Here is a 12521-nt window from a genome sequence, read left to right on the forward strand (position 1 = left end):
GTAAGCGTCCGGTGATCAGCACCTAGCTAAGCTTTACATTCCAAGGTAGCAGAGCTTCAACATCAACATTTTGATCACTGAGTTGTTCAAGACAATAAGCAACATAGTCGAAAGGAGTTAAACCATTGGCTTTCGCTGTTTCGATTATTGAATACAGCATGGCACTGGCGTTAGCGCCATTCGCTGTTTTTGAGAACAGCCAGTTTTTACGGCCTATCACAAACGGTTTAACCGCACGCTCTGCCCGATTGTTGTCGATGGATAGGTTGCCATCATCAATGTAACGAATCAGTTTATACCATTGATTTTTGCAATAGGTTATTGCTTTTCCTATTGCCGTTTTTGGTGGTACATTGGCTTTGGTTAACCATTGAGCAAATTTATCTAACAGTGGCTTCGCTTTTTCTTGGCGACGTTGATATTTTTCCACGGGGCTTTTATCTTTTAAGCTTGCTTCTAGACGATAGAGTCTTTGTATCATGCTTAAAGCCATATCGGCTTTGCCCGTTTTACCTTTAGGTTGAGCAGTTTGCGCGTCGATAAAGTTTCGGCGTGCGTGCGCCCAACAACCGACCAAGGTTGCAGATGTTTTTTCATAACCCGCATAGCCATCAACTTGCAGATAACCACTGAAACCATCCAAATAATCAACCGCGCACTGACCAGCCCGACCGGATTGATAGTCATAAAGCACAATGTTGGGTATCGGCGTATTCTTCGGTGAATCGGTGCCCGTACAATAAAGCCACATATAACTTTTGATTTTATCTTCTTCAATCACTTTTAACGTGGTTTCATCCGCTTGTATTACGGGTTGTTGTAATAACGTTTCTTGCAACCGTGCATAAAGCGGCGTAAATAACTGAGCACTTTTCATCACCCAGTCAGCCATGGTTTTGCGGCTGAGCGCAATGCTGTATTGTTTAAACAAGCTTTCTTGGCGGTACAGCGGCAGTGCATATTGGTATTTGCTGGTGATGATTTGGCTCAGCAAGCTTGCTGTTGCAATGCCTTTAGGGATTGGGCTCGCGGGTACTGGCGCTAATTGAATATTGGTTGATGTACCTTGTTTTTCACAAGCGCGGCAACTGTATTTCAAGCGAACATGCTCAATGACTTTCACTTGCGCTGGTATGAACTCAAGCTTTTCGCTACGTTCATCACCCATATGATGCAATTCATGACCACAACAAGCACAGGTTTTATCGGTAATATCATGAACGACAATTTCTCGTGGTAAATCGCTGGGCAATTTTTTACGTACCGGCTTTTTTTTAACCGTAGTCACTGTTGTTTCTGAAGTATCGACCGCAACATCAAGCTCGGCTTCGGCTTCATTAAATAAGTCACCTTGGGCGGGATGGCCTTCACTGCTCGCACCAAAACGTTGCTGCTGCGCAAGGCGAAACTGCTCTTCTAAAAAAACCAGTCTAGCGGCTTGTTTAGCAAGTAGCTTTTTGAGTAATACCGGATCATCGGGTAGTGAATTAATATCATCAGTCATGCCGTTATTTTATCAAAGAACACCGCTAACTTGTTGGTTATATTTAGATTATTTCGTGATCGATAAAACTTACTTATGATCATCCGTTATAAGGCGACAGACGCATAGCTTACCGCTTGATGTCCCAGGACATCAAAGCCGTTGAGTAGCCAATGTAATTGTTGTTCAGTTAAATTCATGGATTGTTGCTCTAGCTTTTTAGGCCATTTAAAGGTGTCTTTTTCAAGGCGTTTGTACCAAAGCGCAAATCCCGTCTTATCCCAGTACAAAATTTTAAGTTTATCGCGGCCTTTATTGCAAAAAACGTAAACGCTGCCATTAAGCGCTGACAGCCGCATTTGTTGCTCAACAATCGCAGCTAAGCCATTAATTGATTTTCTAAAGTCGACAAAATCACGATAGAGAAAAACATCAGGCACGCTGGTAAACATTTTCATGGTGCTAGCCCGTTAAGCAGTTCAATTAAAAATGGCGCAGACGTTGTACCAGGTAACGATAATTCGCCGGCTGAGGTTGTTAAGCTGAAGTTGGCTTTTTGATGTTCACTGACCATCATTGTATGTTGAGTCACGACATGGGCTTGCATAAAACCAGTTTGCGATTCATTTTTAACAATAGTCGCCTTGCGACCATAGAAATATTTAGGGTTCAGCTGGTGTTGTTGGCAAAACTTAGGCACCGATAACCCGCTGGCTATTTGTTTATCAACAAGGGATTTCCAATCATCAAGTGTTCTGCGTTGCATAGGTTGCTCCAAGAAAAAATATTAGAGCAACTTTAAATTGAAAGGTTAATTCAGGAAATGTGCAGTTGGCCGGACGTTTACNGTTTATCAACAAGGGATTTCCAATCATCAAGTGTTCTGCGTTGCATAGGTTGCTCCAAGAAAAAATATTAGAGCAACTTTAAATTGAAAGGTTAATTCAGGAAATGTGCAGTTGGCCGGACGTTTACTGTCATATGCACGATATTGGACCGCTCTAGTCTTAAAGGCTGAGCCGTACTCTCCGTGAGGATCAATGACCACTATCTGAGGTGACAACTCTTTATCGTTATTTTTATGGGAAAGTACACTATGAATAATTGCAGCAACTGTACCAGATTTACCTGATCCAGTTGAACCAAGAACAGCACAGTGCATACCAAACATTTTATTAATGTTAGTTCGACAGGCTGTAGATTCAGAAGCACTATAAACAGCAAAAGGAACTAATGGATCTACTTCATCATTTCTTGTACCTTCAGCTGAGCGATAGACAAAAGAAATTTCTTCGTTGGTTAGAAGGAATACGCCTTGTTGAGGTAAAGGGTAAGTTTTAATTCCGCGTTTAAAAGCCAAAGTTGATTTTGTATTATTCCAGCTTCCTTCAGCCAGCAGTTGGACTTCCATTACACGTTGATCAGAATCAGGAGTTACAGGCATTCCAGCTTCAATTAACTCTTCTGAACGCATTCTTAGCATTGTCACCAAGCCAAAAATTATTTTACGACCATAGTGAATTTTAACCATGCTACCTATTTGACCAATCGGGTAAACACGGCCATTAAAAGTTCTTGTTAATTCTGATATTTTATCGGAAATCTCAACTTTTATGTTGGTTCCAGATACCTCGACAACTTGACCTATTTTTAGTTCTTCAGATGGTGTAAACATAATTAAACCTCGCATCCATTCTTTAATACTGATGTTACACCGTTGAATGTCCACCAATAATCATCTTCGCCTTTCCTTTTAAATGGGCCTTCTTTTCCAATATACAGGCCATGTATGGAGGCAATAATTACGCTTGAGCCAAAACTACCATTACGCCACTTTTCTAGACATGGAGGAATTGCATCCTTACACTCCAAGAAAGCAAGCAATACAGTTTTATTCTCTTCTTTTGATAAAGCAAACTCTATTTCGTTGTTGATGTGATCATCGCCAAAACTATAGCCGCACACAGCTAAAATATTACTATTGGAGGAATTTAGCGATTTTCTGAATAAATCAAATTGCGTAGAAAAGGGATCTTGTTGAGTCGCAATATATTTTGTAGCTTGTGGGTAAATTAAAACTCGCCGTTCTGCCTTTGGATAGAGGTCGTTATCTCTCACTCGCCATACATACCCTTTGTCACAAAGAAACCAATCTATCGAACCATGCATTTTAATTAAGTTCGCACGCTGTCCATTTGCTGGTGTGGGTTCTCCATATTTTTGTATACGATGCGCTACAGCTCCTCCTGCAAAACCATCCCAATATGGAACCCTATTAAGTGCTAGTGAATCTTCCAAAAGAGTGTCGTAGTTAGTTGTGAATATGTTTACTGCTTTTCTTCGTTCAAAAACACCAGCGGAGGCGTGGTTAAATAGAGTATCAATAAATTCTATATGTGCATTGATGTCAACGATTGGCTTAGATAAAGAACCTTCTTCAACTGTATTTCCATCCTTGTCCTCAACATACCCACACCGGATCACATTTGAGATAGATTCAAGAATTGTATTATGTGCTTCTTCTAGGGTTAATAACTCAACTTCGCTGCCATTAATTACCGTTTTATTATCTTTGTTTCTTTCAGCTAGTGCAGCATAGTCACCAAGGTGGCTAAGGACGTGTTCTATATGGCAGTTGTTAGGCAACTCTTGAAAGAGCGGAGTGATTACTTCGTCAAATAATTTCTTGTGACTACTTTCGACATCTTTTTTAACCTTATTGGTCAAAGGGTACATTAAAGGTAATTTAGCATCGAAGCTAATCCCTGCACCTAGAAGCCAGCTTTGTTCACTACACTTTAGGTGCTCCTCAATTTGCAGGAACAACTCATTATCAATCAAATCATCCATTTCTTTTTCCCTTTAATAGAGCTGTAAGAAAGATGGCAAATAACGCGTAATAATAGTTTTTATAGGTAGTTCACGCTTAACCAAATGACCCATAATTAACTTCGGTTTCATCGCTAACTTTATTTAATTATTTTAGTAAGTTATCAGCCGACAAAAACATATTCAATGAATTAATAGTGATACTTTGATCTTGTTTGGTTTTTTCGAGAGTCAAATATTAATAGTAATCAGGTATGCCTCGAATATAGAGTTTTAAACCATTCATATAGAGTAAACAGTTTTGTTTACCGCAATGTTTGCAGAGCGACAGCGGTTCGAAATAGACTTTATTTTTTGGACAGCCTTAAAGCCAAATGATTAAGCAAGCTCTCGCTGGAAGTACTGATAGTTATTATTTGCAGCATGAAACAACACTTCGGCTGTTTTGCTGCGTTGTATATTAGCAGTACATAGAAAGAGGATATTCATTTGCATTTACCTTTTATGAAAAATCCCCTGTCCTCATGCGAACCAGCATGGCCTTCACTGCATCAACATCAATAGTTAGCATCTCAAACGGTGACTTTCCTTGTAAAAAAGGTTTAGGTTTAGTCAGCCATTCCTGGCATATCCGATCATCAAATTTAAATTGTTTCATCAATTCCTGATAAATTCCAAAATGCTCAGTTTTTAAAAATTCTAGCTCAGGTGAATAAGTAAGTTTTTCTACAGAAAATTTGGAGTTTTGATTAGGCATAAATTTGAGATTTAAGTAATGATGACCTTAATCAACACTAAAGCATAAAATCTATTTGCTGTCTAACCCATACTTGAACTTACTATTTTTTCAGTTTAGTTTATAGTCGGCCTAGTATTGGTAATTAACTTATAAAACGTCTGCTCTGATATGATAGCTGACCTCACTAATTAGCTTAACCCCTCAAGAATACACATTTTAAACAATTTCACCTTTAAATAGTTCGTAGCGATTGATTGTTAATATTAACGGCATACAGCTTTTTGTGTGTTGTTGATGTGACCATGTCACACCTAAATATCAATACGATTTAATTGCCTATATTTCTTTGAAAAATTCCTGATATGGTGTGGTCGATACTTAAAATTGAACCCTTTTCATTAGAAAATTCAACATCTATATTGATGGCTTTAAATATTGCCGCAATGTCGTGTGGATATAGCCCGATTTTCTTTGGATTTTGACTAATCACATGGGCAGATGAACCATAAATAAGGTTAGAATATTTCTTGCCAATTTTTATTGCATTTTCAGCAGAAAATTCATTATCTATTGCTGATTTAATATCTGAGCTTAAAATATAGTGAGGTGTGTTTGTTGTGTTTACTTTAATTTTAATCATTATGAACCCGCTTATTAAAATCCCCAGTTTTAAATATATAAAGTATATCTAGAACTTTCTTTTTACCATCGACTTTAGCGATTAAAGATAAAGGGGTTGAACTTTCCAAAGGTTTTTTGGGTTAGTTAACCAGCTGATAGCCTTTGCCTCTATTTTAAATACATTAAGAAGCTCATCATGCAAATTTTGATTTTTTTCTAATGTATTATTTACTTGTTTGCATATTTCTCTTTCTAGTTTATCAATAGTAATGATTTTGTTTCTATGTTGTGTTTTTTCAGTTAATGACTCGACTCTGATATTCGTTGGTATGTGTTTGATTTTTAAACCCACTTCAGCACTTCCAGTTTTTGATTCATTGGCCGGGCAAATCATTATTTCAATTTCATTTTCCTTTAAATCAATCATGGCTCTTCTTTTAAATTTTTTATATGGATAAATTTATTGTTTGTAGTATTTATTATAGTCAAAAGCAGTAAATTAATACTATGTTGGTATTAAGTAACATACATAATTAGTGAATATAAAATGATTAAACGAGCAAGTTTAAGTAACAGCAATAACCCTTTGGAGGGTTTCGATAAATTATGGGGGGACGCTCTTAAAGGCTCTATTTTGTTAAAAAACAAGCTCAGAACAAAGGTATTGTGCTTACAACATGTGGATCGCCACAAAGAATGATACATACGACACCAGATAAGAAAATTTATCTTAATTAGTTACGTTTTAAGATCGTCCTTAATCTTTGAAATAAATCCCTCATATGATCACTTATACACCAAACCAATCATTTTTTAGTGAAATAAAAAACCTCAGATTGGGCTGCTTAGATACGAAAGCGGAAGTTAGCTTTGGCCTGTCTAAGGACAAATGTTGCGACAAAGCAGTCATGACTATTAGTTATATTGTTAAATATAATCTTTGTTCTAGCGCATATGCACACGACTAATCCCACGCTAAACGTGACTTTAGCGTGGGGTTAGAGGTCTCAGTTATTTTATCTGGATAGCTCTTCTATTTTTTTCCTTGAAAACCAGCCATATAAAACAGGTAATACGAACAGTGTTAACAGCGTGGCCGTTACCAAGCCACCTACAATAACACTGGCAAGTGGACGTTGTATTTCTGCACCTACACCATTCGACATTAGCATTGGGATTAAGCCTAATGCAGATGTTATAGCAGTCATTAGTACAGGTCTTAATCTTGAAGTAGCACCTTCAAAAACGGCTTTAGATGCGTCAAGTCCGTCTTTAATACGTTGGTTGATACTTTCTACCATAACGACCCCATTCAATACCGCTACACCAAATAAGGTAATAAAGCCAACGGAGCTTGGTACGGATAGATATTGTCCTGATATGTACAAAGAAAATACGCCACCAATAACGGCAAGTGGCACATTAACTAAAATCAGCATAGCTTGACCAACAGAGCTAAAAGCAAAGTAAAGTAACAATGCAATTAGCGCTAAAGATAAAGGTACAACGATAGCTAGTCTTTTTTGAGCACGCTGTTGGCTTTCGAATTGTCCACCTATTGCTACCGAGTAGCCTGAAGGTAGGTCAACTTTCTCAGCAATAACTTTTCTGATGTCGGCTACTACACTACCCATATCTCTATTCTGAACGTTTGCTTGAATAACGACACGCCTTTGAACATCATCGCGCCTTACTTGAGGAGGACCTGATTCAAATGAAACAGTTGCAACATCACCTAAGCGTACCCAGGCGCCTGTTGGTGACTGAATTCGAATATCTGAAATAGCTTCCTTATTTTGTCGGTACTCTTCTTCAATACGCACGTAAATATCATAACGTTCATTGCCTTTGATGATTTGTCCAGCTTCAACCCCTCCAATACCATCTCGCACAACTTCCATTATATCAACAACTGAAAGTCCAAAGCGCGATAGCTCTTGCCTATTAGGTTTTACGACAAGTTGCGCTTCACCTGCAATTTGCTCAAGAGCAACATCTCTTGCACCATCAACACTCTTTATAGCCGCTTCGATCTCTTGTCCTTTAGCTGCTAAAACGTCTAACTCAGGGCCAAATAACTTTATCGCCAACTGAGCTTTTACGCCAGATAGTAACTCATCAACACGAGTCGCAATAGGTTGAGAAAAGTTTAGTAGTAAGCCAGGAAACTCCTCTAAAGATCTCTCCATTTTCCCTTGAAGTTCATATCGATTAGATGCACTGGTCCACTCAGAAACAGGCTTCAACCCTATGTAAATTTCTATGTTATTCACAGGCTCTGGATCTCCACCTATTTCGGCTCGACCAATTCGGCTTAATGCATAGGTTACTTCAGGAAAAGCCATTAGTTTTTCTTCTAGAATTGGTGCCACAGTGAGCGCGGTATCTAAACTGGAAGAAGGTGCCAGCGTTGCTCTTAAGTTTATCGTCCCTTCTTCTAACTCAGGTACAAATTCAGTACCAATTAATGGAACTAATGCAAAGGCAGAGAAAACTAATATAAGTGCGGCTGAAATGACTAACTTGGTGCGTTTTAGTGCGAATGTAAGCCCTTTTCTGTAGAGTTTGTCTAATGGCCTAAGAACAAAGCTTTCCCTCTCTTTTACACCTGACTTAAATAAATAAGTTGCCAGTGCAGGTACGATAAACAACGCAACCACAATCGCAGATACAACGGCTAAGATGATGCTTATTGCCATAGGTTGGAATAACTTTGCTTCAACCCCTTCAAAGCTGAACAATGGCGCAAATACGACTAAAATAATCGAGGCAGCAAAAAAGACGGGACGAGCCACTTCTTTACCTGCATTTTGCAGACGTAATTTAATGCCGTGCTCATCGTGTTCTACATCGTGCGGATCTGCGTCAGAAGTTGGAACACGTTCCTTTACCGATTTCGAATGTGTCGCGTCAGGTCTATTTAAATGTTTAAACATATTTTCAACCATAACCACTGAGCCATCTACAAGCATACCAATAGCGACCGCTATGCCACCCAGTGACATAAGGTTTGCAGAAATGCCCCACCAAGCCATGATCATTAACGCGATACCAATAGAAATTGGAATAGATATTAATACCAAGAAGGTTGCACGTAAATTCATTAAAAATAGAGCCAATACAATACAGATGAAAATAAATGCTAGTAATAGTGCATCAACCACTGTATTTACCGCTTTTTCAATCAAATCAGCCTGATCATAAAAAGGCTCAAAGCGAACACCTTTTGGCAATGCTTGACTAATTAATGGAATTCTTGCATTGATACCATCAATGGTGGCTTTAGTATTTGAACCCATGCGTTTTAAGACAATGCCAGAGACAACTTCGCCTAAATTTTCGACTTTACCGTCTTCGGTTTTGCGCGTCATGGTGACAGCACCTTGACGAATTTCACTGCCCATTTCAACTTTAGCAATATCTGAAACCGTAACAACCGTACCATCGACTGTTTTAACGGGAACTTGTTTGATATTACTGATGCCAGCCTCACCACTCTCAAACCAGCCTGTGCCTCTAATCACAAGCTGCTCTTGCCCACGGTTCATGTACCATCCGCCAACATTCGCATTGTTGTTATCTAGGGCACCAACAACGTCTTCTTGCGTTAGTTCATATGCTAAGAGCTTAGATGGATCGACATTGACTTGGTATTGCCTAACATTACCACCAAAAGATAATACATCAGTGACTCCATCGACAGGCATAACGAGTAACTTAACAATCCAATCGTTAAGGCTTCGAAGCGCCATAGCATCATAACCTGCACCTTTATCTGAAATAAGAAGATACTGAAATACTTGGCCCAGCCCAGAGGTGTTTGGTCCCATTTCGGGTGTCCCAACACCTTCTGGTATCAGTTCTTTTGCGGCTTGAAGACGCTCAAATACGAGTTGTCTTGCAAAGTAAATGTCGGTGCCTTCTTTGAAAACAACCGTAACGCCAGACAAGCCTGTTTTAGAAATTGAGCGCACTTGTTCTACATCAGGTAGGGCATACATTACCGCTTCAATGGGGTACGTAATGAGTTGTTCAACTTCTTCAGCAGCCAGTCCTGGCGCTTCAGTATTTACAGCAACTTGAACATTAGTAACATCAGGAAAGGCATCCAAATTTAATTTTGGAATCACCATAACTGCACCAACCATAGTGGCAAACAGCGCAATCAAAATCAGGAGTCTATTATTAACAGACCAATCTATTATTTTATTAAACATAGTCTTGCTCCCTAGTGGTTGTGCGGATCAAATCCGCCTTTAGCGATTTCAGACGCAACAAAAAATGCGCCTTTAGTTACAATTCGCGTTCCACTATCAAGGCCAATGATTTCTCTAAAACCACCTAAGGCTCGGCCTAGTTCTATTTCTACAGCTTTAAATTCTCCAGGGTGGTCTTCGACAAATACTGTCCAATCACCATCTGCGCTGCGGATCAATGCTTCTTCTGGCACAGCCATCACTTTCTGCTTTGTGGCAAACTGAAAGTAAACTTTTACAAACATGCCTGAATGAAGATTATCATCCGAATTATCTACTCCTAACCTAATAATTCGAGTACGAGTAATAGGGTCAATTGTATGGGCTTCTTGGATAACTTTGGCATTGTAACTCTGGCCTTCTAATTTAAGTACCGCAGGAGAATCAATTGATAAATTCAGCTTTTTATTTGGAGAAACTTTTGCTTCAACCCATAGTTGTTTTTCATCTGCTAACAACATTACTGAATCACCAGCATCAACACGTTGCCCTTGGATAAAATCGTCTTGAAGTACAACCCCTTCACGCTGAGCAATTAATGTATATTGCCCAAACGCTTTTATGTCTTTGTTAGAAATGCCATCTATTGCTTTTTCAGTTAACCCTAAAGCAATAAGCTTCCCGTAACTCGCATTGTATGTAGTCTCTGCTTGTAATAATCTACTTTCACTCACCGTCTTGTTACCCAGCTTTTTCACACGTTGCCATTCGGTTGAAGCGATTAAATAGTCAGCCTGTGCTTGTGCCATTGCTTCACTAAATAATGTAACTAACTTCTGACCTATTTCTACATGCTCTCCAAGCGCTGCATGGCGACTAATAATGACTGACTCTGTACGTGGCGATACCACATAACTTTTATAGCCATTAGCTTTTATTTCGCCTGGTGCATATACGGTGCTAAATTGATATTCAGGCTTAACACTTTCCACTTTAATGTTAGCAAGCGACATCTTCTTTGGATCAATAGTGATACCTTCTTCATGCTCTTCATCTTTTCCTTCCTTATTTACTTTTTCGTGATCATGTTCGTCATGGTCATCTTTTTCTTCCCTATTTTCCTTTTCGTGATCATGCTCGTCATGGTCATCTTTTTCTTCTTTATGTCCTTTATCGTGACCATGTTCGCCATGATCATCTTTATGTTCTTTTACATCTTGCTTCGAAACTTTTGTGACAGAGCCAGTACCATCTGACGACTGTGCAAAAGCGTCATGATTTGTAGTAAACCCAACTAACAGGCTGCTAATTACTACGGCTAATAATTTTTTACTAAATATTGTATTCATTTTTTTAACCTATATTTTGATAAATTTAAGATTTCGTTTTTCGCTACTGAAAAAATAAAGCGTTCAAATCTCAAATTTTGATAACTGACCCATACTTAAAACGAAGGATATTTCTGCAAGCTTGAATTGATTTTCCAAACGTATTCCTGCATGAAGCCCTTCCGCGCGTTGATTTAATGCAAGTAGGTAGTCAGACGTATTAATGTCACCAGCTTCCCAGCGCTTATTTAATAAATTTGCACTGCTATCTAATCTGCCTTGTGTGAGTTTTCGCCATTGCTCATAGTATTTTTTACTGATATTAAGCGATTCATATTTAGCTTTTGCTTCAAAAGACTGCTTTCGATATACCGATCGAAAGTTAGCTTCTGCTGCAATGGCTTCTGAATAAGCGGCTTTAACCGTATCTGAATAGTTATTTCTGATGTTTAAAGGAATTGATAAAGTCACACCAACCAAGTCTTCATCTCCACTTTTCCCTGCGCTAACGCCAATGGTTGGATTAGCTTTAGATTCCATAGTGGTTAGCTGAGCCTTAGATTGTTGTCCCTTCCATTGCGCTCTAGCGAGTTTAACTTTTGGATGATCCTCAACCCACTGGGAGTTAAATGAATAGCTTGTTGCCCCAAAAGTAAATGAAAACAAATTTGTAGTATTAGGCGTCCAATCAGGCAATAACTCCTGAACCTTTACCTCTGCATTTTTCAATGCTATTTGCGACTCAGATATTTCACTGAAAATTTGGGACAAGTTTAAATAGACCAATTCAGCGTCAAGTGGCTCTAAAAGTCCGGCTTTTCGCTTATCTTCAACAATGCCAACGAGCGTTTGCAATTGCTCTTCTCTTTCTGAAAGTAACTGAGCAGCTTCTTTTGCTGCTTGCCAATTAACTAATGCAGTTAAAGCGTTAGCCTTTTTAGAATCGAGTAAAGATAACAATTGTTGCTGGTTTACATAGACATCAATTTCACCAATGCTTTTATTTGCTGATTGCTTATCCCAGAAATCAATTGTTTGGCTGATACCAATGGAGTAATTATCAAAATCACCTTCTTTTTCATAACTAGCTTCTAGCTCTGGGTTATAAACGGCTTGAGTTAAACCATTGGCTCTATGACTACTTGCATTGAGTAACTCTTTCGCTGCTATAACTTCGGGATCTTTATTTATTTGACTATCAAGCCATGAAATATTTTTCTCTTTGCCATAACTGGCAGCTGAAAAACTCACAACCATGCATAAAGACAGGACTAAACCTGTATTTTTTAAATATATATACATAAAAAATCTTAATTTTAAAATTA

Annotated in this window: 11 protein-coding genes; all 11 read right to left on the bottom strand. The window is 38.6% G+C overall.

Going from position 1 to position 12521, the window contains the following annotated elements:
- Positions 1–22: 22 nt before the first annotated feature.
- The 11 genes from tnpC to B6K83_RS03550 all read right to left on the bottom strand — a co-directional run bounded on the left by tnpC (position 23) and on the right by B6K83_RS03550 (position 12498).
- The gene (gene tnpC, locus B6K83_RS03500; protein ID WP_085283334.1) at positions 23–1504 is read right to left on the bottom strand and encodes an IS66 family transposase; all 1482 of its coding nucleotides are present in this window, start codon (positions 1502–1504) and stop codon (positions 23–25) included.
- A gap of 86 nt (positions 1505–1590) precedes the next feature.
- Complete coding sequence (gene tnpB / locus B6K83_RS03505) at positions 1591–1941, bottom strand: IS66 family insertion sequence element accessory protein TnpB (RefSeq protein ID WP_085283337.1); 351 nt, start codon at positions 1939–1941, stop codon at positions 1591–1593.
- Positions 1938–2249 carry an IS66 family insertion sequence element accessory protein TnpA gene (tnpA, locus tag B6K83_RS03510; RefSeq protein ID WP_085283339.1) on the bottom strand — a complete coding sequence of 104 codons (312 nt, stop codon included), beginning with the start codon at positions 2247–2249 and terminating at the stop codon, positions 1938–1940. The genes tnpB and tnpA overlap by 4 nt, the downstream gene beginning before the upstream one ends.
- Before the next feature lie 108 nt (positions 2250–2357).
- Positions 2358–3158: a helicase HerA domain-containing protein gene (locus tag B6K83_RS03515; protein ID WP_198951656.1), complete on the bottom strand. Its 801-nt coding sequence runs from the start codon at positions 3156–3158 to the stop codon at positions 2358–2360.
- A gap of 2 nt (positions 3159–3160) precedes the next feature.
- Complete coding sequence (locus B6K83_RS03520; protein ID WP_074498714.1) at positions 3161–4333, bottom strand: SIR2 family protein; 1173 nt, start codon at positions 4331–4333, stop codon at positions 3161–3163.
- A 481-nt stretch (positions 4334–4814) separates the two neighbouring features.
- Positions 4815–5069 carry an antitoxin Xre/MbcA/ParS toxin-binding domain-containing protein gene (locus B6K83_RS18395; protein WP_074498713.1) on the bottom strand — a complete coding sequence of 85 codons (255 nt, stop codon included), beginning with the start codon at positions 5067–5069 and terminating at the stop codon, positions 4815–4817.
- Positions 5070–5379: 310 nt separating this feature from the next.
- The gene (locus B6K83_RS03530; protein WP_074498712.1) at positions 5380–5691 is read right to left on the bottom strand and encodes a hypothetical protein; all 312 of its coding nucleotides are present in this window, start codon (positions 5689–5691) and stop codon (positions 5380–5382) included.
- An 81-nt stretch (positions 5692–5772) separates the two neighbouring features.
- The gene (locus B6K83_RS03535; RefSeq protein WP_074498711.1) at positions 5773–6099 is read right to left on the bottom strand and encodes a peptide chain release factor family protein; all 327 of its coding nucleotides are present in this window, start codon (positions 6097–6099) and stop codon (positions 5773–5775) included.
- 589 nt (positions 6100–6688) lie between these two features.
- Positions 6689–9889 (bottom strand): efflux RND transporter permease subunit, encoded by a 3201-nt coding sequence (locus tag B6K83_RS03540; protein ID WP_074498710.1) that lies wholly within the window; start codon positions 9887–9889, stop codon positions 6689–6691.
- An 11-nt stretch (positions 9890–9900) separates the two neighbouring features.
- Entirely contained in the window at positions 9901–11217 is a 1317-nt protein-coding gene (locus tag B6K83_RS03545; protein ID WP_074498709.1) for an efflux RND transporter periplasmic adaptor subunit, read from the bottom strand.
- A gap of 63 nt (positions 11218–11280) precedes the next feature.
- Positions 11281–12498 carry a TolC family protein gene (locus B6K83_RS03550; protein WP_074498708.1) on the bottom strand — a complete coding sequence of 406 codons (1218 nt, stop codon included), beginning with the start codon at positions 12496–12498 and terminating at the stop codon, positions 11281–11283.
- Positions 12499–12521 lie beyond the last annotated feature (23 nt).

The sequence above is a fragment of the Colwellia chukchiensis genome (assembly GCF_002104455.1).
GTDB classification, from domain to species: domain Bacteria; phylum Pseudomonadota; class Gammaproteobacteria; order Enterobacterales; family Alteromonadaceae; genus Cognaticolwellia; species Cognaticolwellia chukchiensis.

Coding starts and splice junctions, on each gene's coding strand:
- B6K83_RS03515 (WP_198951656.1), bottom strand. CDS start 3,158: ATGTTTACACCATCTGAAGAACTAAAAATAGGTCAAGTTGTCGAGGTA.
- B6K83_RS03540 (WP_074498710.1), bottom strand. CDS start 9,889: ATGTTTAATAAAATAATAGATTGGTCTGTTAATAATAGACTCCTGATT.
- tnpA (WP_085283339.1), bottom strand. CDS start 2,249: ATGCAACGCAGAACACTTGATGATTGGAAATCCCTTGTTGATAAACAA.
- B6K83_RS18395 (WP_074498713.1), bottom strand. CDS start 5,069: ATGCCTAATCAAAACTCCAAATTTTCTGTAGAAAAACTTACTTATTCA.
- tnpB (WP_085283337.1), bottom strand. CDS start 1,941: ATGAAAATGTTTACCAGCGTGCCTGATGTTTTTCTCTATCGTGATTTT.
- B6K83_RS03550 (WP_074498708.1), bottom strand. CDS start 12,498: ATGTATATATATTTAAAAAATACAGGTTTAGTCCTGTCTTTATGCATG.
- B6K83_RS03530 (WP_074498712.1), bottom strand. CDS start 5,691: ATGATTAAAATTAAAGTAAACACAACAAACACACCTCACTATATTTTA.
- B6K83_RS03545 (WP_074498709.1), bottom strand. CDS start 11,217: ATGAATACAATATTTAGTAAAAAATTATTAGCCGTAGTAATTAGCAGC.
- B6K83_RS03520 (WP_074498714.1), bottom strand. CDS start 4,333: ATGGATGATTTGATTGATAATGAGTTGTTCCTGCAAATTGAGGAGCAC.
- tnpC (WP_085283334.1), bottom strand. CDS start 1,504: ATGACTGATGATATTAATTCACTACCCGATGATCCGGTATTACTCAAA.
- B6K83_RS03535 (WP_074498711.1), bottom strand. CDS start 6,099: ATGATTGATTTAAAGGAAAATGAAATTGAAATAATGATTTGCCCGGCC.